Source organism: Arcanobacterium sp. (ex Cirak et al. 2026), assembly GCF_053585065.1.
Genome location: NZ_JBQJCE010000002.1, coordinates 138,394 through 161,583, shown reverse-complemented (window position 1 = coordinate 161,583; position 23,190 = coordinate 138,394). Strand labels below are relative to the sequence as shown.

Here is a 23,190-nt window from a genome sequence, read left to right as displayed (position 1 = left end):
GTACTCGGAATGGAAGGAGTCAGACGAGAACTATAAAAGTTTTTCGCGCTTCGTAGTATCGGCAATAAGAAGCTTGGACGGAAGTGAAGATGATGAGATTGCCATCGCTTTAGTGTCGAACCTCCATCTGGTAATCCCATGGTGTTGTGACAATGTTGCTGAGCTTTCCATGCTGTTACTTGAAGAATTCGCAGAAAAGAAGATTGCTCGAGTGGAGACCCTCATGGAATATGTGCAAGATACTTTCGTTGAGCATCCGGACTTCAGCGATAAGAAGCAATCGATAGTGACCGACTTTGGTCAGTACCTTCTGCATTTGAATAAGCTAAAGTTTGAAGTTCGACCAACCAGCTTGCTTGATCAAGTGCTTGACTAATGGCCAACGAATCGAATATTGGCGGTTGTCGGTACTCGGCGATTAGCGAACGCCTGGTACCGACAGCCGCTCTATTACTCGCGATATGTATTGCGGTGATCTCCTCGATGCTGGTCTCTTGTGCTCCTTCGCCTAGTGCTGAATACAACAGTGCGAGACGGCTCGTAGTCCTAGATGACGGCTGTCCGAATGGCCGTGTTCCGTCTGGTATAAAACTCACTTGCGATTCTACGTCCGGAGCCATGGGCGGGGGCGACCATGCTTCCATGATCCTCAAAACGTTGACTAGTGTCGCCGACTATGTAGATATTCCAGTTGATGAACTCGTATTCATCAACATTTCGGATGCCGATGGAAGGTCTTCTAAACACGCCATACTTGAAGGTTTGCAGATAGCAACGAAACTGCAACCGCTTGCTGTAAATATTAGTTATTCATTAACACATCGAGATGATCAGATAGAGCAACTACTCGAAGATCTGACGACCAGAAATACTAGGATATTCGCTTCGTATTCGAATCTTTTTCTTGAAGAGGAGAGTTTCCCTGCCAGTTCGATATTTACCGTTGGGGTAAAAACCGGAGAGACAACTTCAGCAGAAAACGACAATACTATCATCATCGAGAAGAGCTTAGTAGAAGAGTTCTCTGATGAACGTGCTTCAACATCAGCCGCATCAATTATTGCCCTCGCGCTTAGTCTGGCCTGCGAAGTGGAACAGGATGCCAACAACGCTGTGTGCTCCGCTGTCGCGCAAGTCAGTCAGGCTGGTTGAGAAGACACCAATTCTTTGGGCTACACATCCTTAGCTTTATAGATGGAGCTCGAACTCCGTACGATTGGTCTCGGATTCGTTCCAGCGAATATGACCACTTCTTCGCTCGCCTCAAACTGCCGTCGTGGGGTTACCCTTTGTTTGTTGACACTTGATTAAGCTGGTTTAGCCGGCTTGAAAAGAGTCATGAGGACATATGAGGAAGAAGAAAACGCGGCGGACGTTTACCCCGGAGTATCGTCATGATGCGGCGTCGATTGTGATTGATCAAAACTTGACGATTGCTTCCGTTGCGAGGGATCTTGGTGTGGGCGAGGCGTTGCTGGACCGGTGGTCAAGCATGAGCGAGAACGACGCCAGTCGGAGCGTACTGGCGAGCCAACGACTAAAGAATTACATGCCGAGATTGCCCGGTTGCGTCAGGAAAATGTTCGGCTTGCCATGGAAAATGAATTCCTGGAAAAAGCAAGCACCTTCTTCCCAGCCAAGCAACACAGGCGCAACGGTTTGAATTGATGGAAGCGGAGAAGGAAAATTAGCCAATCATACTCATGGCAGATGTGCTCGACGTGAGCTGAGCGGGGTATTACGCTTGGCGTTCTCGACGTTCTGCCCGCCGCCAGCGGACGCCCTTGCTGCGTGAAATGACGCGGTAACACGGGAAATGCTCGGTCAGTAGCGGAACAGCGCTCGTGGTTACCTGAGTCGCTCTCCCATAATTTGCCTTGTTGTACCACGCTTGGACGGTGACTGGACGCGGTTGTGCACACACGTTCCTTTCCGAACGCTGAGCGTCAAAAGGTATAGGAAAGCGTCGAAAAGTTCGGGAATGGGAGCTCATTGAATGCGAGACTGAGCTAGGGAACGGTTTCCTAAATACTGAAGCGTCCTGGGTTTTGTTCCCTGGTTGTTTCGAGGAGGATTGGGTTATAGCCCAACGGTATTCGCAGAATTTTAAGGCTCGGGCGGTTCGGTTGGTAGAGGAACGGCTGCGTGATGATTCGTCGGCGTTGTTGACGGGGATTCTTGGCGACACAGCTATGAAACTGGGTGTGGTATGGGAAACCCTGCGGCGCTGGCATGTTCAAGCACAAGTCGACGAGGGCCGTAGACCCGATCTGAACGGTGAAGAAAACGCGGAGATCCGGCGCCTGAAGAGAGAGAACGCCGAGTTACGGCGGACGAACAAGATTCTGAAGTTGGCGTCGGCTTTTTCGCCTCCGAACTCGACCCCTATGACAGGAAATGATCGTTGTCCAACACATCTGCACTCTACTTTGGATATAAAAGTGTGGGTGCGAAAAGAACCCCTCGGGTTCCGAGTTTTACTTGGTAGAACAAGGAATTCGAGGGGTTTGTTGCGTTTCTGGTGTGGTGTAGAGAGGGCGTGGAAGCGGGTGTTCGAGCCGGTTTTGGGTGCTCTGTTGAGGCTGTGAACGGTGCTCTGAGGGGGGGAGGGGAGTGCCCAAAAGTGTGGCTTGCGTCGAAAAATATGGGTGCCGTCGAAAGGTATTCAGATATGCTGTGTGAGAATTTCGAGGTTCCTATTCATAGAATTTACGTATGAAGTATGACCTCATAAAAATGAAACAGACGATGGATCACCGATCTCCGTTTGATCGAGAAATTGACGGCTTTAATCCTGAGTGGTGGTTTAGCAGGAAGGAAAGAGCCGCTGATAACCCACGAATTGACTACGTTAAATTCCTCGCAACGGAATAGACGTGGCTCGCGCCGAAGTGGTTCCAAGACGGCTTTCGAATTCGTACCAGTTTCTTTCGTCAGAGCGTTCTGTCCTTGGAGTTTCCTTTTTTGAAGTACGAGAGGGATATCGACGACATGGCCATGGACAGCAGTTCGCGCATCAACTTGCTGAGACGTACAAGCCTACTGAGCTAATAGCTTTCTCACACCGCGCGGATGACTTTTGGCAACATCTCATCACCGTGAACGACGTTACGGAACTTCTCGGCGATGATTACGCTGCCTTCCTTGCCCATGAGCTTTAGCTTGTCCTCCTCGCTCAAGTCGTGGATATTAACGAAAGATAAAGCCATGTCCGCTTCGGTTTTCGGACCCTTCACTGGCATGAGTGCTAATCGATAAGAGAATTTTTCATCACTGGAAGTTTCCTTCGGCAGGCCTGCCATAAATTCTGTGATGTAGTTTAGGGTTGCCCGAGGTATACCCCGTCGCATCTCTGCCATGTAATCGTATTCAGCAGGTTGTAACGAGTGGATAAAAATTGGGATCTTGAGGTCATTCCCAAGCGTAAACTCATCTCCGAATCGTCGAATGAGTTCTGCCTCGTAGTTAATAATGCATGCGTGTGCTTCCGAAGCAGTAACAACCAGTAAGCAATCTTCAAAATTGTGCTCAATCCTGTTACGCAGCCCAATGAAGAATTCCAAGTTGCTTCGGATAGGATCATTCTCGTCATATTCTTCCTTGAGGCAGCGGCCGAGTTCTCACGTTTTACGCGAGCCGTCAGGATTCTTCACGTACTTTCGTTTGCTCTGGTAGTAGATTTGGCGTTTGCCTCTCATGCGCGACGCGAGGAGGAGATCCTGCCACGCGAGGTGCAGATGTACTATGAAATCGCTATAACTACGTCGGTCGCCTGGCCGGTTATAGAAGTCAATCGCGACGAGAGCCTGTCGACGAGATTCCTCAAGAAGTCGACGCCATCTGGGAAGTTTGGGCATTTTATTGAACCTTCCAGTTGATTGTGAAGAGTTCGCGCCTAGTTTCGCTCGCGTTAAGTGCGTTGCGGGCGTTGTCTAAGTATTCGTCGGACTCGTTACGAAGGTGGTTGCGTTCGGTGCGGTAATCGTCCTCGGCGTCGTCGATTTTGCGTCGCCACTGGCGCGCTTCTTGTTTGAGCTTGAGCTCTTCAGTGGTGCTTGTAGCTTTGCGTGCGGCTTTAGCTGCGGTGGCTTCTTTGGCCTGATATGCACGAATTTTCGCATCGAATTTTGCTTTAAGGTCGAGCCGGGCGGCGTCGATGAGTTCTTCTTGTTGGAGGAAGAATCGTGCGTTACGCGCTTCGACATCTGCACCGAGTTCCTTGAGCTGAGAGGTCATTGCATCTTCAAACCCATCCTTGGCGATGGGCTCAAGGACGATATCGGCACAGTCAAGGTCGAGGAGGTCGCGGATTTGCTCGTGATCCATTGGCGTACCGTCGTCAAAAAATCCAGCGGGGAGTAGGTAGGACTCGCGTAGGTCTTGCTTTCCGGCGTGCATCTGGAAGGTGACTTCATCGATCCGCAGTCGTCCGCTCTTTTTGCGAAGCCGTTTGGCAACAGTGGTGACCCGCTGAGATTTTTTCAGGTCAAAGGTGATTCGTGCGGGCGGGGTTTCCTGGTTTTTCGCGTGGCGGATGACCCATGCGCACAGGTCGCTTGAGTAGCGGTATTGGTGCGCTCCCTTGCTCAGCTCCGATTTGAAGTAGTAATCCCCCGTGGGAATACCTGGTTCGGGTGCATCGTGGAGCGTGAAGCGCGTGCCAGTGTCGTTAAAGGAGGCGAAGTCGGCGAGCTCATGGCGGGTGACGTCGATCAGGAGGCGTTCGAAGGCATTGAGAACGATACCGGTTTGAGCGTCGTATGATTTGAGTTTGTCGCGTACTTTCGGATCGAGGTTATCGAAGACTTTCGCCCGCGTCTTCTTCATCTCACGATCGATTTGTTTCGCGTAGCGAGCCTCGAGTTCGGTGAAGGCTGCATCGATCTCGGCTGCAGTCTTGCAGTTGTCTAAGATACGCCCGATGTTCTTCTCGAAGTCGAGCCCGTCTTCGATCTGTCCGAGTACTTCATCGGAGGCGCCGAAGACGGAGGTGAAGAGCTGGAACTTTTCGGTGAGTAGTTCGAGGATGCGTTCTTCGGCGAGGTTTCCTTTATTGGAGAAGTTGACGACGATAACGTTGTGTTTTTGGCCGAATCGGTGCACGCGCCCGATGCGTTGTTCAATGCGCTGCGGATTCCACGGCAGGTCGTAGTTCACCAGCATGGAGCAGAACTGCAGGTTGATGCCTTCGGCGGCAGCTTCGGTGGCGATCATGAGTCGGCCGCGTTCACGGAATTCATCAACGAGCGCTTTGCGCCGGTCTGCAGCTGGGATACCAGTAATAAGATCTCCGCCTTGGTTCTCTTCGAGCCACCTCTTATAGATGACATTAGCGGGGGTGGAGGTGTTCGTGCCGTTGAACAGCACGAGGCCTTCACCCCATCCGGCTTCGGTCAGTGATCTTGCTAGGTAGTCTTGCGTGACGGTGGAGTCGGTGAAGATGATGGCTTTTTCTGGAGCACCGATTTCTCGTAGCTTCTCAAAGCCTTGCTCGAGCGCGTCGACAAGCTTGACTGCTTTCTGATTGACCGTGATAGACCTTGCGAGGGTCGCATAGTCACGTAGCTCTGTCACTTCTTCCAGCATTTCTTGGCGGTCAGCGGGGTCGATAACCGCCGTATCAACTCGGGAGGTCTCTGCTTCTTCTTTGAGCTCGCTGGTGATATCTGGATCTGTGATGAACCCGCCAGCGTCGTTACGCCGACGCCCTGCACGAACTTCAGCCTCGAGACGATCGGCTGTGCGTTCAAGTGTGGAGGCCACAGCATAAGACGAGGATCCAAGACGTTTACGCATAATCAGCGCGGACAAGTGGCGTTGGGACTTTGCGAACGCCCACAAGAACGGACGCTGCAGATACTCGTTGATCTTGTCGTAGAGCTCAATTTCCGCGTCACTGGGGGTAAACGCAACGGTCAAGGGCGTACGCTCAGTGAATCGAATGTACTTGTCTGCGTCTTTGCGCAAAGTACGTTTGGCGATCTGGGCTACGCGCGCGGCAAGATCATCGTTGCCCACCCCGTTCGGGTTGTCGATATAGCGTTCTTTGAACGCATCAAGGGAATGGAAATAGTCGGGTGCGAATACGCTGACCAAACCGTAGAGTTCCTCGAGCCGGTTTTGCAACGGCGTAGCCGTGAGCATCACTGTCTTGGTTGCCGTGTGGCAGATACGGGCGACGTTCGTAGCGATTTTCGCCTGCCCTGTCCAGTAAGAACGCAGCCGGTGGGCCTCATCACAGACCACGAGATCCCAGGGGCGGATCATTTTCGCGGTCTGGGAATTCGCGAACTCGTACGAACAGATCAAGATCTGATCGTGAGCACCTGGTCCGGTGAGCTCGTCGATGTTTGACCGATCGAGTAACGCGGCGGGAAGGGCGAACTTCTCATCGAGTTCTTGCTTCCACTGCTGGCGTAGTGAGGACGGGGCGATGATCAAGATGCGGCGGTTGCGTTGCGCCCAATACTGGCTAATGACGATACCTGCCTCGATTGTCTTCCCTAGCCCGACTTCGTCAGCCAAGATCACCCCGTTTGTGAACGGGGTCTGCAGGGCAAACAAGGCTGCATCGATCTGGTGAGGCTTGGGCTCGACCTGCGCATCAAACAGTAGCCCTGCGAGTTTGCCAACATGCTCGGAGGCATACGAGCGATCCAGTTCGTGGGCATAGAGCTTGGATTGGTAGTCACTTAAACGCCGCAACGCGTGTCCTCCTCCTATATTTCCCAACGTTCCGGAGCACTCACCGCATAGTTCACCCCGATAGCTTCGAAGTGCTTGATCGCTGCAGTGATCTTCGCATTTTCAGACGGACGACGGTGCATCGGGTTTTGGCTCGATTTCGTCTCTCGCACTAGATACAAGCACTCGATGCTGTCCTCAACCTTGATGATCGCCCAGTCCGGGTTATAGTCACCAACAGGGGTTGGGATACGGAACTTGTCAGGTAGTTTCATGAACAACTTAATGTCCTCACGCCCATCCAAATACTGCGCGAACTGCCGTTCTACCGCTGAATCCAGTACAAGGTAGTCAAAGTCAGTCTTTTCCTTGTTAGTTACCTTGTACAACTGGTCGATGAACCGATCCTTCTCAAACAGTCCGTCAGCTTGGAGTTCACGAAGCTCATAGATACTGCCGCCGATAGGCTCGTATTGAATCCCTTCAATAAGCGTGTGGGCGAGCTCGGTCTCGATACGCTCGGTGACCATCTTGATGAAGTCATTCGGGTTGGTAAGAAATTCGCCAATCCGATCAGAGCCAAGCAAGATGTCGATGATCGTCTTGCGGGTGAGCGATGTTGCTTCTTGAAGCTGACTGATAATGTCCGGTAACGGATACGAATCAGTGAGCACCGTCGAACGAGAACCGAGTTCGGAACCTTTCGGACCGCCACGGGTAATCTCAAGCCCCGTACGGGTGACCTGGATGCGGATCGGGTCAATCGGTGGCGCTTGTTTAATGCTCGCGATACTGCGCCAGATCAGATCATTACGGTCCAGGGAAACCCGGTACGAAGTACGAGCGGTAATCTTTTCCCAGAATTCTTCAAACTCTGGGGTAGCATACACCTGTTTGTTGAGCGTGCGGGTCACGCGCTTACGCTTGGGCTTGACCACAGCTTCGATCTTGCATCCGTCAACGATGCGAATAACCTCGTCCTCATAACCTTCATATTCTTTAGGCAGTCCGACGGTGAAGCCGAGCTGGTCAGGAACCCATGTGCCCAACACTTCACCAGCCGCGTTGATGTAGCCACGCTCAAACAAGCAATCCCAGATCTCACCGGAACGTTTCGTCCCGAGCCGGGTTTCTTTACCAGATGTGTCAACAACAGGTAGCGCTGCGAACTCGGTCTTGCGAACATAGCCGATCGCTACACCAGCAGCCTTATATTCATCTTGCAATGCAGAAGCAAAGGCTTTGTATGACTCATTCGCAACCACCGTTAACTGGGCTGTCGAGCCGTCTTTGATCCGTTCACCGTTCTGATCAACTGGCAAACGCAAACCCCGACCGATCGTTTGACGTCGCTCGGTTTCTGAGGTCATGTCGCGCAGCGTGCAAATCTGGAACACGTTCGGGTTATCCCAGCCTTCACGAAGTGCCGAATGCGAGAAGACGAAACGCACTGGTTCGTTCATATCCAGCAGACGCGCCTTGTCCTTCATAATCAGCTCGTAGGCATCATCGTCAGCCTTCGTCTTACCAGATGAATCCTTGAACGTGATCTGAGCAGCCTTGCCCTTGCCGCGTTTCATTTGAGCGAAATACCCCGAACGGGCTTCCACTGGGTCAACGGGCAAGAATGCGTGGGAGGCTTCGTTCTTGGCGCGTTCTTCTTCGTAGATCGCATCGAAGGCCTGTGCGAACTCACCGTCCGCATCCAAGTTGTTAATACCCTCACCAAGATAAGAGGCGACTTTGTCGATGAAGAACAGTGACAGCACCTTAATACCGCGCTCATGAACCTGGGTTTCTTTACGGATGTGTTCGCGGATGGTTTCGCGGATCATCTCGCGGAATACCGCGTCTTGGTTCCCGCCGATTTCTTCACCCACGCGCAGATACCCGTAATTGGTGAGTTCAATCTGCTCAGGTTGAATACTGATTTCGTTAATCCGCCAATTCCCCTCATAAGCAGGATTTCCGCCCGAGAGCCGCTCCAGATCTGCGCCCTGTGTCGCGTTCACCTTGCGCTTGGCATATGAGCCGTCCTTCTTACGGCAGATTAATTCTAGGCTCGCTTTGAAACCAGGGTCACGTTTCACCTCAAGGAGCTTCACATACGGCTTGGCCGCACTACCAAGTTCGAGAGCATCCGAGACGACGATTTTCTTCACCAGTTCGAGCCGGTGCGCATCAATCGGATCCAGCCGGTAGACCACGTTGCGAGTCGTGCGGTGGGTAGCCGAATAACGCAAGGTACACAGCGGGTTCAACTCAGCCACAGCCGATTGAGCAAGCAGGGATTCCATGTTTTGCGGCTCATCCATGATCACAATCGGCCGAGTTGCCTGCAAATAATCCAGCGGCCGCAAACCAGAAAGCTTGTCACGCTGCTGATGAATAATACGAGTATTCTTATCGCCTCGGATCGAATCAATCGTCATCACCATAAACTGCAAAGACGTAGCCGTAGCAAAATCACGCACTTGCTCAGCACGCTCACCCGAATACACCGTGGCTTCCATATTGATCTGCGGATACAAGTGACGAAAATGATCACGCATCAAGTCAATACTGGTCTTCACACCTTCACGGATGGCCACCGACGGCACCAAAATAATGAACTTGGTGAACTTATACTTCATCGCCAGCTCAAAGGCCGTACGCAGATAGACATACGTCTTACCCGTACCAGTCTCCATCTCAATATCGAACTGCAACCCATCAACCAAGCCATCGTTGATTTCAAGACCGTTACGGTCCTGAATCCTGCGGAGGTTGTCAAGGATCGTGTCCTCGTCAAGAACGAGGTTGTTACCGTACGCTCCGTTCCCGAAAGACATGTCAAGCGTGTCATCGCCAAAACCTAGAAGTTCTAAAGGCAGACGCGGGTTGAAATACTCAAGCTTCGTTAAGAGCTGGTCAGCATCTTGCGGCTGGCCAGAAAACAAATCCGTAACCGCTTCGATTGCACTGATCTGGTAGGGCTGGCGGGAATCAAACTGAAAACGCATCGTAACCTCGCCTTACGCAGTCCACAAATCAACGTTATGGCTACGGCATTCTTGTACCAGGTTCGTCTTTAACTCATCATTGCCTTTGAACGCATCCTCCAAGATCACCAACCGCTCCGGCTCCTGAGCTACGAGAGCACGTAGCTGTTCCAACGTTGGTGTGGTGTGCTCATCCAAATAAGCAACAACAAGACCATCAGCCACGCTAAACACGGACAGCCCCGCAATTTCAATAGCCTCGACCTTTTCCGATAGTGAGAAGCCAAGCTTCAACAGCACCTCAGCAAGCAAAGCCTCGGGGCGCGCATCATCACTCGCTGACTCAGCCAGACCCGCAAACAAGCCCACAAACTCATCCTCCGACAAGCCAGAATCAGCCCTCCACTTCGCAAAGTTCGTATCCACCAGCTTGTAAGCACGGAAACCCACATCTAGATTCTCAGCACGCCCATCTAGCTTGCCAGCTTCGTCCTCGAGAATCTTCGCGCCAGCCCTACGGATACGCTCACGCGTAATCTCCGCAATATTCGCGTAGCCGGCCTTGCGAGCCTCAGACTTCTCACCCGTAGGCTCCGGCAACTGCACCGAAATGCACTTACGGTTTCCACCATCTTCAGCATTCAACTGCATGACCGCATGAGCGGTGGTACCAGAACCAGCGAAGAAATCAAGAATCAAATCGGATTCGTCGGTTACCATCGCTACGAGGGTTTTAAGAACTTCTTCATCCTTTGGGAAATCGAAGACTTTCTTGCCAATAAGTTTATGTAGTCGTTTAGTTGCAGCGCGTCCATCTTGATAGAAAACAGAGTATGGGACTTCGAACTCCGTTTCCTTTAAATATCGTTTAAATGTGGGGACTTGGTTCTCATCAGAACCAAAATGTACTCTTCCTTTTGCAATTTTTTCCTGCATAACTGGCTCTTGAAATAGCCAACCTCGAGAAGGCTGCCTTACAGGACGATGTGTAACTGGGTGGAGAACTTCGTACTGAGGCCCGCCTCCACCCGGCCAGGAAATATTGTCCGCGAAGAAGACGCCGCGATCATCCACATTTGAGTAATGCTTATGCTTCCGAGAAGGGCTATCAGATGGAAGAGCACGGAACCAATTTTTCAGCCCTTCTGAAATTTTCCTAAAGTCCTCTCCGTATAGTCTTCGAAGAGCACTTTCTTGGGCATAGATATCTTCAAGACCAGCTTTCCGTGTTTTCCAGGTGATTTTTCGTGATGAAAGCAACTGTTTGTTTCTGGCGAAACACAGAATATATTCATGAGATGTCGAAATAAACTTCGAATCATTCTTTCGTCCTGCTGCCCAAATCATTGTGCCGATGAAGTTATTTTCGCCAAACACCTCCGTAGCGAGAGCCATTAGGTGACTGAACTCAGAATCGTCGATACTCACAAACAGCGCGCCATCTTCGGTCAGAAGATTGCGGGCTAGCTTGAGGCGCGGATACATCATGTTGAGCCAGTTGGAGTGAAAACGGCCAGCTGACTCAGAATTAGTGGAGAGTCTCCCCCCCCCCGTCGGCCTGTCCCGTAATTTCAAGATAGTTACCTATAGAGTCTGTGAAATTATCGGTGTAAACGAAGTCGTTACCGGTGTTATATGGCGGATCGATGTAGATCATCTTGATCTGCCCGTAGTAGTGTTTCTGCAAGACTTTGAGCACTTCGAGGTTGTCACCTTCAATAAAGACGTTTTGGGTGGTGTCCCAGTTCAGCGAGTTCTCTTTATCTGGTGCCAAAGTGGCTGTGGTGGGTACTTGTGCGGTGCGGATCGCTTGTGCTTTGCCTGGCCAGGTGAGGCCGAAACGCTCGCGACCTTCTTCAACGTCGGCGCTGAGGATGGTCTTGAGGGTGTCGAGGTTGATTTTGCCGTCGGCAACGATTTCAGGGAAGAGTTCTGCCAGTTTGGCCGCGGCGTCGGTGGTGAAGTCTGGTGTGGTACTTGGGACTTTGTTTTCAGTCATTGTGATGCTCCGTCGGTCGAGAAAGTTTTGTGATGTCAGTGGCGCTGTGTGCTGTTTCGGGTTATTCGTGTGCTGCCTCGCCAGGGCTCCTCGCACTCGCTGTTGCCTCATTCACGCTTATCTTCCTTGTCTGGACTATTCACAACCTCAGCGATTTGCGCCAAAGTGCAGTCGAGTGCGGCGCAGATTCGTGCGAGGACATCGGTGGTGACGTTCCCGTCACGCCCGAGCTTAGCGATGGTCGCTGGTGATAGACCGGTTTGGTGGCGTAGGTCTTCGCGGGTCATGTCGCGATCAATGAGGAGTTTGCGTACTGGTGCGAAGGCTACTGGTTTGATGATTGCCGAGTCGTGGATGAGGAACGGCAGCGGGGTGCTGCGCAGCACGGCGAGGTCGAATATGATGAGGTTTTTAGCCTGAGCGCCAGAGCCTGTGTCTCCGTTGTGGTCGAACGTGTAGGAGACACCTTTTGTTGCTGCTTTGAATGAAAACAGTGGGCTCTTGCGGCGCTGCTGAGGGTAGAGAGCATCGTTGACGGTTTTCATCTGCGCGTTGATCGTGTAGGTCAAATGGTCGAGGGTGTGAGGGATCGCCTCATCGATTTCTTGTTTGAGCTGTTTGCGTTCCTTGGCGAGAATACCTGCCAGATTACTCTAACAGATAGCACTCCACCGGGGCTTCGCCGCCAATCATAGCAGAATGGAACCTGTGCTCATTTGTGATGTGCGTGGATTTAACCCTTGATCGGCAGCCAATCTGCAATGGAAATCTCGAAAACCTTCGGCAGACGTTTTGTGCTGATTCGATCTTGTACTGGCACTTCCAGAGCTTTGGTCATAAGCGAGCGAGGATGCGCGAGCTTGAAGCAGCAACCGAAGGAATGCCTGTTTTCCGACTGGCCGATCTGCGTCAACTCGATGCGTTGTTTGATGCGCTGGAGAGGGGAGCGGCGGTGTTTTCTAGTTGGGAGTGAAACATTTGTTTGAACTCGCTTTCATGTGAAAGGAGTTCTCCGAAAGTGCCTTCTTCGACAATCGTGCCCTTCTTCATAACGTAGATGAATCCTGTGGATCGTAAAGTCGAGACTCGGTGGGTGGTGAGGATAATGATTCTTTTTGACGCTTCTTTTGAGAGCTTGTTAAAAATCAACTCTTCTGTGGGTGCGTCAATTGCGCTTGTTGGCTCGTCAAGGAACCACACGGGTGCGTCTGAGAGATACGCACGCGCGATGGTGAGTCTTTGCCATTGCCCGCCAGAGAGGTTAACGCCACCCCAATGAGCCCGATTGCGCCATGTGAATTTGAAAGAGAATTCGAGAGCTGTCGAATTAATAGAACGTTGACAGCCGGAATAAGAGCGACACCAAGAAGCATGATCGTCGAAGCTGTAGCAAAAGCTGGCGACGCCTGCCAACCGTAACGCAGAGCCCATAACCAATCTGGGTAGTTCCTCAACTCATTCATTGTGACACTCAATCGCTCTCATGCACTCCAGGATCAAACGCCTATGCACCAAACCATTCTTCGGATCACTATAGCCACATCGAACCCACACCTGTCCAGGTTTTTGATCGTACCCATCAACGACATCTGCGACCTTAAATCTGGCGGACATCATTTTTCCTATCGAGATTAATTTTGAGACGGCCAGCGCGCGTCTAAAGCTCGACTTCGGCATTGAAGTCCAGTCGCCCTGCGTTTCCTCCAGTTGACCACATGTTGATTGATGAGTAGGGAATTGAATAGATCTCCACCTTTTTGCCAGTGACTCCCTGCGCATCACGGATAATTAATCGTTTTGAGGTGAAAATTGCTGAATCGCGCAGAGTTTTGTAGGCAGCATAAGGTTGTTCTCCTTGCACAAGAACCTAGTTGACATCTTGTGGGATCGGAACTTCTTCAAAGACGGCGACCGCACTTCACAAATCTTTGGGTTTTACAGCGCACCCGCTTCGCATCAGTCGCGATAGATTTTGTCTCTGCGGCCAATAGAGAATACTTCGATAGTGATCGTGGCGTCGGCAATGAGTGCAAGGATCCTGTATGAGCCCACACGGTAGCGCCATTCGCCTGAATGGTTCGATGTCAATCCTTTTCCGAATGCCCGCGGATCCGCGCAGCCATCTAGGTTGTTTTTGATCCATGTCGCCAAGATTCGAGCATCGAATCGGTCCATCTTCTTGAGTTGCTTGCGTGCGTGAGAAGTGACTTCAACTCGGTATCGTTTTGGTGTAACAGGCACGATTAGAGCTCGCCAAGAATATCGTCAATGCTAAAACGTTCACCGTCGTCTTTGGCGATCGCCTCCCGAAGTTCCTGGAGGTCGTAGGAATCTTCAATCTTTTCGAGGATTGCGTTTCGGGCAAAGTCTGAGATTGTGATGCCTTCAAATTTTGCAAACTTCCGGATAAGCGCGGCATCTTCTGCAGACATCCGGACAGTCATCGTGTTCATTTGGGATCCCTTCGTTGAGTTGAATACATTGTATTCAACTCAACGATCGCTCACAAGGCGCAGGATAACTGTGGAAGAAGGCGCCAGCAGATGGCTCACTCGGTTTGGCTTCGCAAAGCGCTGCAAGCCGGGTTCCGGCTTGCAGCGATGCTTAGCTGCGGGCATTCCTTAACCACAGTCGGGTGGCGGCATTGGAAGTCGCCTTGTCTGTGTGGAACGGGACGCTGATAGTTGCTACTCGCGATCGGTGGTTGATTGACCACTGGCGTGGCAGACACATCACTCTCAGTGGTTTCGACCCGGCGGTCAACGATGTGGAAACTCAAATGAGAACGGGTACTCGCACAAGTTGATTGGCTATCGGCCCTCGTGTCAGCGCGCAGCGTAGTCGGCTATCCTGAAACCAAGGAGGAACTCATGACGACCCATGCAAAAGTAGAGATCATCACGTCTCGCGACGTTCCACTCGGCGGCCCGCGAGCCATGACGGTCAAGCGCACGCTCCCGCAGCGCCAACGCTCCTTGATTGGAGCGTGGTGTTTTTGTGACCACTATGGTCCCGACGATGTTGCATCCACTGGCGGTATGGACGTTGCGCCGCACCCGCATATGGGGCTGCAAACGGTATCGTGGCTGTTCGAGGGGCAAATCATGCATAACGACGCTGCAGGATTTCACGCTGTCGTTCGCCCTGGGGAAGCCAATTTCATGACCGCAGGTCACGGAATCTCGCACTCTGAAACTTCCACTCAAGCCACAACCACCTTGCATGGCGTGCAGTTATGGGTCGCTTTGCCTGATTCTGTCCGCGAAGGTGAGCGGAACTTTGAAAACTACGTTCCGCAACCCGTGCCCTTCGACGGCGGTCATGCGCTTGTTTTCATGGGCTCACTCATGGGAAGCACATCCCCGATCACCTGCTTTACTCCGCTTGTTGGCGCACAGATCAATCTCGACGCCGGCGCGCAGCTCACCATCGACGTGCAACCGACCTTTGAACATGGAGTGCTTGTCGATTGTGGGGAAGTGGAACTCGAGGGAACGAAAGTTGCACGTACAGAACTTGCCTACACCGGCGTCGGCGAAGAAACGCTGACCATTGCCAACACAGGTCAGACGCAGGCACGCATCATCCTTATTGGGGGAGAGCCGTTTACAGAGTCGCTTGTGATGTGGTGGAACTTCATCGGGCGCACGCATGAGGAAATCATGCGCGCACGCGAGGAATGGCAGACACATTCGGGGCGTTTTGGAACGGTGGAAGGATACATTGGCCATCATCAAGACGGGCCGAGCTGGCTTCCTGCGCCTGAAATGCCGCATACGCCTATTCGCCCGAGGGTCAATCCGGCTCCAGTTGCCCGCCCGCAGATGCGCATTGATTAAGTCTCAATAGGGGCGGGACACAAAAGCGCGCCATCCATGTGCTCACAATATGGAATGTGGTATTCCATATTGTGAGCACTAAATAAATGAGCGCTCATTTTTGCCATCAAGACTGCCGCGAAATAGCGCCAATTCTCAAATAGTGAGATTAAGTAGTTTCAAATTGCGAGACAAAAGGCGAAAACCTCTTTCTTTCTCTCTCTTCGCTCCATAGACTAACTGCGTGAAGTTCCTGAATGATTCAAAACCCCAGTTCGAATTAACCTACGACGACGTCTTCATGGTGCCGTCTCGTTCCTCGGTCGGATCCCGTTCCAATGTCGATCTGACAACTCCTGATAACAGCGGCACCACAATTCCTCTTGTGGTGGCGAATATGACGGCAATCGCGGGAAAGCGCATGGCGGAAACTGTGGCGCGTCGCGGCGGCCTGGTGATTATCCCCCAAGATATCCCAGTCGACGTCGTCGTCGACACGGTGGCCAAAGTGAAAGCCGTTCACCTCACCTACGACACTCCAGTCGTGGTCAAGCCACACCACACGTGCGGCTACGTTCGCGGCTTGATCCCTAAGCGTGCGCACGGCGCCGCAATCGTTGCTGATCCGGATTCAGGAATCCCGCTCGGCATCGTCAATATGGATGATGTCACCGGTGTTGATCGTTTCACCCAGGTCAAGGAAGTCATGAGCACCCGTTTGTTGACTCTGCCTGAAGGTGTCGATCCCCGCGAGGCATACGAGACCCTTAAAGAGAATCACTACCCGCTGGCTCCGATCGTTGACGACGCCGGTGCTCTTGTCGGTATCCTGACACGCGCTGGAGCAGTTCGTTCCACGATCTACCAGCCAAATGTGGACGCAAATGGAACGCTTCGCATCGGTGCTGCAATCGGAATGAACGGTGATCCAGCTGGCAAGGCAAAGCGATTGGTAGAGGCTGGAGTCGATCTCATCGTCGTCGACACCGCTCATGGACATCAGGACACGATGCTCGATGCTGTGCGCGCAGTTCGTGCAGTCGTTCCTGCCGAATTCCCGATCGTCGCCGGCAACGTGGTGCACGCAGACGGCGTGCGCGATCTGGTCGAAGCTGGTGCGTCCATCGTCAAAGTCGGCGTTGGGCCGGGCGCAATGTGTACCACCCGTATGCAAACCGGCGTCGGCCGCCCGCAGTTCTCTGCAGTTCTCGAATGCGCGGCTGAAGCGAAAAAGCTCGGGGCTCACATCTGGGCCGACGGCGGTGTCCGACATCCCCGCGACGTCGCCCTCGCTTTGGCTGCCGGCGCATCGAACGTCATGATCGGCTCGTGGTTCGCCGGAACCTACGAATCGCCAGGCGAACTGCAGTGGGATGCTAACGGGCGTCCCTACAAGGAATCATTCGGAATGGCATCGAAACGTGCAGTGAAGAACCGCACGGCCAAAGAATCCGCCTTTGAGCGCGCCCGAAAGTCAATCTTCGAAGAAGGAATTTCGGGAGGTCGTATGTTCCTTGATCCTGAGCGCCCTGGTGTTGAAGACCTCATCGATCAGATTGTCTCAGGTGTACGTTCCTCATTCACCTATGCAGGCTCGGCCAATATCGAGCAGTTCCGTGAGCGAGCAATCGTCGGGATCCAGTCCTCGTCGGGCTACCGTGAAGGTGCCCCGGTTCCCACTTCCTGGTGAGGTGCCGACGCGGCTGCCTGAGAACGTCCTTTGGCGCAGCGCCGTCGCCCACCCACAAACGCACTTGACACAGAGAGAAGAAAAACAATGGCAGATCAGATTGCAGCAATCGTCGGAATCAACTGGGGCGACGAAGGGAAAGGCCGGATGGTCGATCTCCTCGCCGCAGAATACGACGTTGTCGCTCGCTACCAGGGCGGTGGAAACGCTGGACACACGGTGGTTAATGAGCACGGTACGTTCGCACTTCACCTGTTGCCGTCGGGCATCTTCAACGATGGTGTCATTAATGTTCTGGGCAATGGTGTGGCCGTGAACGCTGAGCAACTCGTGCGCGAAATCGACTCGGTTGCACAGCAAGGCGTGGCAGTGACTGCGGAAAATCTGGTTGTTTCCGAGCGCGCATCCTTGCTTTTGCCATGGCACCGCGATCTGGACAATCTCGAAGAAGCACGACTTGCAGACAAGCAGTACGGTTCGACAAAGCAGGGGATCGCTCCGTTCTACTCGGACAAATTTGTCAAGAAGACGATTCTTGCAGGCGAGCTGCGAAACCGTGACCAACTGTGTCAGCACGTTGCTGAACTTTTGGAGTGGAAGAACCTCACGCTGGAAGGTGTTTACGGTGCTGAACCGACAACTCTCGAGGACGTTATGGCTTGGATCGATGAATGGGCAATGCAAATTGTTCCGTTCCTTGCAGACCCGGCACAGGTACTCGGGCAAGCCCGTGAGCGAGGTGAGCGCATCTTGTTTGAAGCTCAGCTCGGCGCCCTTCGCGACATCGACTTCGGTATTCACCCCTTCACGACGTCGTCGAACACGATTGCGGCCTATGCGCCCGTCGGCGCTGGCCTGCCTAGCGCGCGGGTCGAGCGCGTCGTCGGAGTAGTCAAGGCCTACTCCACAGCAGTGGGTGCGGGGCCTTTTGTGTGTGAATGGGATGGTGAAAAAGCCGAGCGCCTTCGTGACGCTGGTGGCGAATATGGTGCAACAACAGGCCGTCCACGACGTGTGGGGCCGCTCGATATCGTGGCTACTCGTTACGGTGTGGAAGTCCAAGGGGCTACTGAGATCGCTCTGACCAAGATGGACGTCTTGTCGGACATGGCGGAAATTCCGGTGTGTGAAGCATATGAACTTGATGGACAGCGTACTGATCGTTTCCCGTTCCCCAGCGACTTGGATCGCGCACGCCCAATCGAGCGAACGTTGCCAGGTTGGCAATGTGACATTTCCGGTGCTCGTACCTGGCAAGAGCTCCCTAAGGAAGCGCGTGACTATGTGGAGTATGTTGAAAAACAGATTGGTGCACCGATCCGCTACGTCTCCGTCGGAGCGCAGCGTGAGGCCTACATCGTGCGCGACTGAACGACGTCGGGAGAAAAGAGAAGAATGAGTCATTCAAAGGAACGCTACGTCAGTCCCCTGTCTGAACGCTACGCTTCGGACGAAATGACAGAGCTGTTCTCGCTTCGCACGCGAGTACAGACCTGGCGAAAACTGTGGGTCAGCTTGGCACGCGCTCAAAGTGCCTACGGTCTTGTCACGTCAGAGCAGGTCGCTGCACTTGAAGAAGCGGTGGAAGAGATTGATTGGGATGTGATCGACGCGCGCGAAGCTGAGGTTCGTCACGATGTGATGGCGAACGTCTATGCGTTTGGAAAAGTTGCCCCACGCGCGGCCGGAATCATCCACTTGGGTGCCACGAGTTGCTACGTCACTGACAATGCTGACCTCGTGATCTACCGCAGTGCTTTGGAAAAGATCCGCGCTGGAGTGGTGGCAGTGATCGCCAATCTTGCAGATTTTGCACAGCGTTACAAGTCGATGCCAACTCTCGGATATACGCACTACCAGCCAGCACAGTTAGTGACCGTGGGGAAACGTGCCACATTGTGGATGCAGGATCTTGTGGCGTGCGTTGAAGAAATCGATTTTGTGTTCTCGTCCATCAAGTTCCTCGGCTGCCGTGGAACTACTGGAACTGAAGCCAGTTTCATGGAACTTTTCGACGGCGACGGAGAAGCGATCGACGCAATGAACGCAGCGATTGCCTCCGACTTCGGCTTTGATGAACTTTTTGACGTGGCGGGGCAGACATATCCGCGTGCACTTGATGCGAGAATTTTGAATGCGCTTGCTGGCGTAGCATCGGCGGCTTATCGCATGGGACAAGATATTCGCCTGCTTCAACATGATCGCCAGGTGGAAGAACCATTTGAGGCTCACCAGATTGGTTCGAGTGCGATGCCATACAAGCGCAATCCGATGCGCACTGAGCGTATTTGTTCGCTTGCGCGTTACGTGATGACGAACGCTGGCAATGCCAGCGCGACGGCGAGCGCACAGTGGCTCGAACGGACGTTGGACGATTCTGCCAACCGCAGGATTTCGATGCCAGAAGGTTTCCTGGCGACGGATGCCATTTTACGTCTGGCTGCCAATGTGACATTCGGTTTGCATGTGAACGACACGATTGTGGCGAAAGCCGTGCGTGATTATCTTCCCTTCATTGCCACAGAGAATATCTTGATGGAAGGCGTGAAACGTGGGGGAGATCGTCAAGAACTCCATGAAGTAATACGCGAGGAATCATTTGCGGCGACGGCGAAAATGAAGGCGGGCGAGCCTTTTGATCTGCTTGCTCAACTTGCTACGCACGCTGAGTTTAATATGACGGCCGAAGAATTCGAGGCAGTTCTCGATCCGAGTGCCTATATCGGGCGTTGCCCTGAGCAAGTCGAGGCATATCTGGAGAAGGTTAAAGCTGTTATCGGCTCTCAGAACAAAGAAGACTCCGAGCTGTCTGTGTGAGTACGCGTGTGGGGTTGGCTCTGAAATCGCCCCTGCACCTTATGCCAGCCGTCTCATGTCGTATAAGGGTGAGGTGATCGCGATGAGCGTTCTTCCGACGCGGCTCGTGCTGGCCTGAAAACATCGATGCCCTTGAAATTCCAGGTGCAGATCACTCGCTCCTTATCGCGGGTAATACCGCACGTAGTGCTGCAATCGTCTCTGAATACACTACAGCAATGGTCGATTTCGCTACTGAATCTCTGTGAATATTGAACAACCGGATACCCTATCAAGTGAAACGTTAGGTATTTAACAGGGGCTATGACTGTTGGATAAAACAGAACTTGGGGTAACCTAAGTTCGCATTTTCCTATGACACGCAAGGAGTAGACGTGCCACATAGAGTAGTAGTGATCGGTTCGGGGTTCGGTGGCCTTTTTGCGACCAAGCAACTGAAGAAAGCCGACGTTGAAGTCACGATGATTTCAAAAACCTCGCATCATCTCTTCCAGCCCCTGCTATACCAGGTAGCAACAGGTATTCTCTCGCCAGGCGAGATTGCGCCCGTTACTCGTGAAATTTTGGCACGACAGAAGAACGCTCGCGTGGTTCTTGGTTTGGTGGAAGACATTGACACTGACGCACGCGAAGTGTTGTGGCGCTATCATAACCGTCAAGAGCGAACCCCCTACGATTCATTGATTATCGCAGCAGGTGCAAACCAGTCGTACTTTGGCAATGATCAATTCGCGCAGTTTGCCCCAGGTTTGAAGTCGATCGACGATGCCCTCGAACTTCGCGCCCGCATCCTGAACGCTTTTGAGCTAGCCGAAATTGAACAAGATCCGGCCAAACGGGAAAAGATCCTGACATTCGTTGTCATTGGTGCTGGCCCAACTGGCGTTGAAGTTGCTGGACAGATTCGTGAGCTCGCCTCAAAGACTCTGCGCCGCGACTTCCGTCATTTTGATCCTGCCTCGGCTCGCGTCATTTTGGTTGACGGTGCTGCACATCCGCTTCCACCATTTGGTGAAAACCTTGGTAAGCGCACATGGCGCGATCTGGAGAAACTCGGCGTCGAAGTGATGATGGGACAGATGGTTGTGGGAATGACCGATTCCACCGTCGTTCTGCGTGATCGTGATGGTCATGAAAAGGTGATCGAGTCGATCTGTAAGGTGTGGTCTGCTGGAGTTTCTGGTAACCCGTTGGGTCAGAAGCTGGCTGAGCGTACCGGTGTCGAGCTTGACCGTGCTGGGCGTGTCCGCGTTAATGAGGATCTGACGATCCCTGGACATCCTGAGATCTTCGTCGTTGGCGACATGATGAGCCTTGATGGCGTGCCGGGTGTTGCACAGGGCGCTATCCAGCCTGGTCGGTTTGCTGCTCGCACGATCATCGATCGACTCGCCGGACGTGAACCCGAAGCAAAGTTTGTATACAAAGACAAGGGTTCCATGGCTACGATTGCCAAATCGAAGGCTGTTGTAAAGATCGGACGTCTGGAAATGGGTGGATTCTTTGCATGGCTCGCCTGGTGTGGCTTGCATCTTTTCGCTCTGACCGGGTTTAAGTCGCGTTTCTCCACATTGGTACGCTGGTCAGTGAGCTATCTGTCTCATCATCGCAGTGCACGCGCGGTAACAAACCAGCAGCTTGTGGGGCGTCTCGCACTTGAGGCTCTTGGGGAGCGCGCATCGGGTCACCTGCTGACAGACGATGTGGAAGTTCAACCGATCGCAAAGTAAGTCTGTCTCACGTCGCCGCAGGTTGGGTATCTTGAGAACCTGCAGGATGTTGTTGTGGGGGCGAAGCAAACTTTTGCTGCGCCCCCACAACAACATCCTGTGGAGAATTAGCCTCCAATGATGCCAAATTCGTACCCCTGTGACTTGAAATAGTCGATGATCCTCGGCATTGTCTTAAGTGTCATTTCTTTTCCGCGGGCGTCATGTGACAGAAGAACGACCACATTTTTGTCACCAGATGTCCGGATCACCGTGTTAAGCATCTTGTCTGTTGTTTTTGGTTGGGAACGTGGTGGCACTGCATCATTAGTGCCAGCGTTCCAATCGAGCCAGTACACGCCTCGTTTTTCAAGAGCGGCGTCACACGGTGCCATATCTTTCCACGACATATGCCCGCCTGGATAACGGTAGGTGTTCGACGACCAGTCAGGGCCGAGAATCTTTTTCATTTTTTCGTTGAGTATGTCAAAGTCGTTGATCACATTCGTTGGGTTGCAGTGGCGTCCCGGATAAAGGAATGAATAGTTGTGTTTATTCGAATGGATAGCAACGGCATGGCCTTCGTCATACTGGCGCTTCATCAGCTTTTGAACCTCAGGATCTCCCAGTGACAACCCGACGTCGTAGAAGGTGGCGTGCACACCTGCTTTTTTGAAGGTGTCCAAGTTGCGCGCAGTCGTGGACGTGTTTGGCCCATCGTCCATCGTAATAAAGACGATCTTTTTGTTCTTCGGATATGTGGGGGAGTCAGTACCTCGCAGGAGCCAGTCATGGACGTCCTTGGCGGGGTAAGCATAGCTCTTTGCTGAGGCAATATGGTTTGTTCCCCGAGCTGCCGACGTCGGCGATGCTGAATCCGTTGGGGTTGGGGTTGGGGTCGAGGTCGGAGGTGAACTTTGCGTCATTGACGGTTGCGGGGTGGTGGACGGTGAGGCATCTGAGCTCGCTGATGTCGTTCCGACAGTGGAAGTTTGTGGAGTGGGTGAGCAAGCGGCAAGGACGGTAAGGAGCCCAATCGATGCTGTTGTGAGAATTCGTCGTGTGTTCACAACATCCCCTTCATTTCGATGGAAGCGGGCGGGGGTGAACGGCGCCCGTAAATTTTAGGTGCACCTAAGAGTGTACCGACCTGGGTTGAGATATGCGTGAGTTTATAGCTCTGTGTTCTGTGGGGCGGGTGGGTGTGGTGGTGAAATTTTTCTGCTCAGTAACTGAATGAAAAATTTCTTTTGCTAGCGGATGCGCTGAAATTTTACTGGGAAATTGCTGGCAATTCTAGATCGTGCAGTGCTTGCGCAACAGAATTACTTACCTTCCGACGGGCGCGTGATGGTGGGGTGGAACCCTTTATCCTCAGCTTTTTGCATTGTTGGGCAAATTCTCGATTATCTGAATGTGGAAAATAATGGACACAAAGAAATGTGTTTTCACTGGAAAAGTTTTGCGAAAGTGCTGTGAGTGTTGACAAAAA

General features: G+C 52.6%; 19 protein-coding genes and 3 pseudogenes. 11 read left to right on the top strand and 11 right to left on the bottom strand.

The genetic code is table 11. From position 1 onward, the window contains the following. Nucleotides 1–73: 73 nt before the first annotated feature. The 5 genes and pseudogenes from ACTOVJ_RS01930 to ACTOVJ_RS01910 all read left to right on the top strand — a co-directional run bounded on the left by ACTOVJ_RS01930 (nt 74) and on the right by ACTOVJ_RS01910 (nt 2,874). Nucleotides 74–376 (top strand): hypothetical protein, encoded by a 303-nt coding sequence (locus tag ACTOVJ_RS01930; protein ID WP_449504493.1) that lies wholly within the window; start codon nt 74–76, stop codon nt 374–376. Between the two features lie 266 nt (nt 377–642). Then, nucleotides 643–1,152 (top strand): hypothetical protein, encoded by a 510-nt coding sequence (locus tag ACTOVJ_RS01925; RefSeq protein ID WP_449501134.1) that lies wholly within the window; start codon nt 643–645, stop codon nt 1,150–1,152. 196 nt (nt 1,153–1,348) lie between these two features. Then, a pseudogene (locus tag ACTOVJ_RS01920) lies at nt 1,349–1,480 on the top strand (transposase); the annotation flags it as partial. 2 nt (nt 1,481–1,482) lie between these two features. Next, nucleotides 1,483–1,668, top strand: a complete 186-nt coding sequence (locus ACTOVJ_RS01915) for a hypothetical protein (RefSeq protein WP_449504619.1) — start codon at nt 1,483–1,485, stop codon at nt 1,666–1,668. Between the two features lie 1,047 nt (nt 1,669–2,715). Continuing rightward, entirely contained in the window at nt 2,716–2,874 is a 159-nt protein-coding gene (locus ACTOVJ_RS01910; RefSeq protein ID WP_449504610.1) for a hypothetical protein, read from the top strand. A gap of 185 nt (nt 2,875–3,059) precedes the next feature. Here the strand turns inward: ACTOVJ_RS01910 and ACTOVJ_RS01905 are convergent. The 6 genes and pseudogenes from ACTOVJ_RS01905 to ACTOVJ_RS01880 form a co-directional block, all read right to left on the bottom strand. After that, nucleotides 3,060–3,857, bottom strand: a pseudogene (locus ACTOVJ_RS01905) (DUF3644 domain-containing protein). A 1-nt stretch (nt 3,858) separates the two neighbouring features. Further along, complete coding sequence (locus ACTOVJ_RS01900) at nt 3,859–6,705, bottom strand: SNF2-related protein (RefSeq protein WP_449501130.1); 2,847 nt, start codon at nt 6,703–6,705, stop codon at nt 3,859–3,861. Between the two features lie 14 nt (nt 6,706–6,719). Beyond that, nucleotides 6,720–9,686: a restriction endonuclease gene (locus ACTOVJ_RS01895; protein ID WP_449503906.1), complete on the bottom strand. Its 2,967-nt coding sequence runs from the start codon at nt 9,684–9,686 to the stop codon at nt 6,720–6,722. Between the two features lie 12 nt (nt 9,687–9,698). Next, on the bottom strand, nt 9,699–11,150 hold the full coding sequence (locus ACTOVJ_RS01890; protein ID WP_449504618.1) for a site-specific DNA-methyltransferase: 1,452 nt from the start codon (nt 11,148–11,150) through the stop codon (nt 9,699–9,701). A gap of 43 nt (nt 11,151–11,193) precedes the next feature. After that, nucleotides 11,194–11,664, bottom strand: coding sequence for a site-specific DNA-methyltransferase (adenine-specific) (locus ACTOVJ_RS01885; protein ID WP_449504609.1), 471 nt, complete (start codon nt 11,662–11,664; stop codon nt 11,194–11,196). 107 nt (nt 11,665–11,771) lie between these two features. Further along, nucleotides 11,772–12,209, bottom strand: a complete 438-nt coding sequence (locus tag ACTOVJ_RS01880; protein WP_449504608.1) for a DUF2326 domain-containing protein — start codon at nt 12,207–12,209, stop codon at nt 11,772–11,774. Between the two features lie 305 nt (nt 12,210–12,514). On the opposite strand from ACTOVJ_RS01880, the gene ACTOVJ_RS01875 reads away from it, so the two are divergent. Beyond that, nucleotides 12,515–12,637, top strand: coding sequence for a hypothetical protein (locus tag ACTOVJ_RS01875; protein ID WP_449503986.1), 123 nt, complete (start codon nt 12,515–12,517; stop codon nt 12,635–12,637). Between the two features lie 260 nt (nt 12,638–12,897). Here ACTOVJ_RS01875 and ACTOVJ_RS01870 read toward each other — a convergent pair. The 4 genes and pseudogenes from ACTOVJ_RS01870 to relB form a co-directional block, all read right to left on the bottom strand. After that, nucleotides 12,898–13,095, bottom strand: a pseudogene (locus ACTOVJ_RS01870) (hypothetical protein); the annotation flags it as partial. 226 nt (nt 13,096–13,321) lie between these two features. Continuing rightward, nucleotides 13,322–13,525 carry a PH domain-containing protein gene (locus ACTOVJ_RS01865; RefSeq protein WP_449503910.1) on the bottom strand — a complete coding sequence of 68 codons (204 nt, stop codon included), beginning with the start codon at nt 13,523–13,525 and terminating at the stop codon, nt 13,322–13,324. A 95-nt stretch (nt 13,526–13,620) separates the two neighbouring features. Further along, entirely contained in the window at nt 13,621–13,905 is a 285-nt protein-coding gene (locus ACTOVJ_RS01860) for a type II toxin-antitoxin system RelE family toxin (RefSeq protein ID WP_449501125.1), read from the bottom strand. A gap of 2 nt (nt 13,906–13,907) precedes the next feature. Next, nucleotides 13,908–14,117: a type II toxin-antitoxin system RelB family antitoxin gene (relB, locus tag ACTOVJ_RS01855; RefSeq protein ID WP_449503911.1), complete on the bottom strand. Its 210-nt coding sequence runs from the start codon at nt 14,115–14,117 to the stop codon at nt 13,908–13,910. Nucleotides 14,118–14,534: 417 nt separating this feature from the next. Here relB and ACTOVJ_RS01850 point away from each other — a divergent pair, with 417 nt between their 5' ends. From ACTOVJ_RS01850 to ACTOVJ_RS01830, 5 genes are all read left to right on the top strand, one after another. Then, nucleotides 14,535–15,503, top strand: coding sequence for a pirin family protein (locus ACTOVJ_RS01850; protein ID WP_449503912.1), 969 nt, complete (start codon nt 14,535–14,537; stop codon nt 15,501–15,503). A gap of 223 nt (nt 15,504–15,726) precedes the next feature. Beyond that, nucleotides 15,727–17,172: a GuaB1 family IMP dehydrogenase-related protein gene (locus ACTOVJ_RS01845; RefSeq protein WP_449503913.1), complete on the top strand. Its 1,446-nt coding sequence runs from the start codon at nt 15,727–15,729 to the stop codon at nt 17,170–17,172. 87 nt (nt 17,173–17,259) lie between these two features. Further along, complete coding sequence (locus ACTOVJ_RS01840) at nt 17,260–18,543, top strand: adenylosuccinate synthase (protein ID WP_449503914.1); 1,284 nt, start codon at nt 17,260–17,262, stop codon at nt 18,541–18,543. Between the two features lie 24 nt (nt 18,544–18,567). Further along, nucleotides 18,568–19,989, top strand: a complete 1,422-nt coding sequence (gene purB / locus ACTOVJ_RS01835) for an adenylosuccinate lyase (RefSeq protein WP_449504607.1) — start codon at nt 18,568–18,570, stop codon at nt 19,987–19,989. A 374-nt stretch (nt 19,990–20,363) separates the two neighbouring features. Continuing rightward, a complete protein-coding gene (locus tag ACTOVJ_RS01830) occupies nt 20,364–21,719 on the top strand; it encodes an NAD(P)/FAD-dependent oxidoreductase (RefSeq protein ID WP_449501119.1) in 1,356 nt (451 codons plus the stop codon). A gap of 107 nt (nt 21,720–21,826) precedes the next feature. Here the strand turns inward: ACTOVJ_RS01830 and ACTOVJ_RS01825 are convergent, their stop codons facing one another. Continuing rightward, the gene (locus ACTOVJ_RS01825) at nt 21,827–22,768 is read right to left on the bottom strand and encodes a polysaccharide deacetylase family protein (protein WP_449503916.1); all 942 of its coding nucleotides are present in this window, start codon (nt 22,766–22,768) and stop codon (nt 21,827–21,829) included. Nucleotides 22,769–23,190 lie beyond the last annotated feature (422 nt).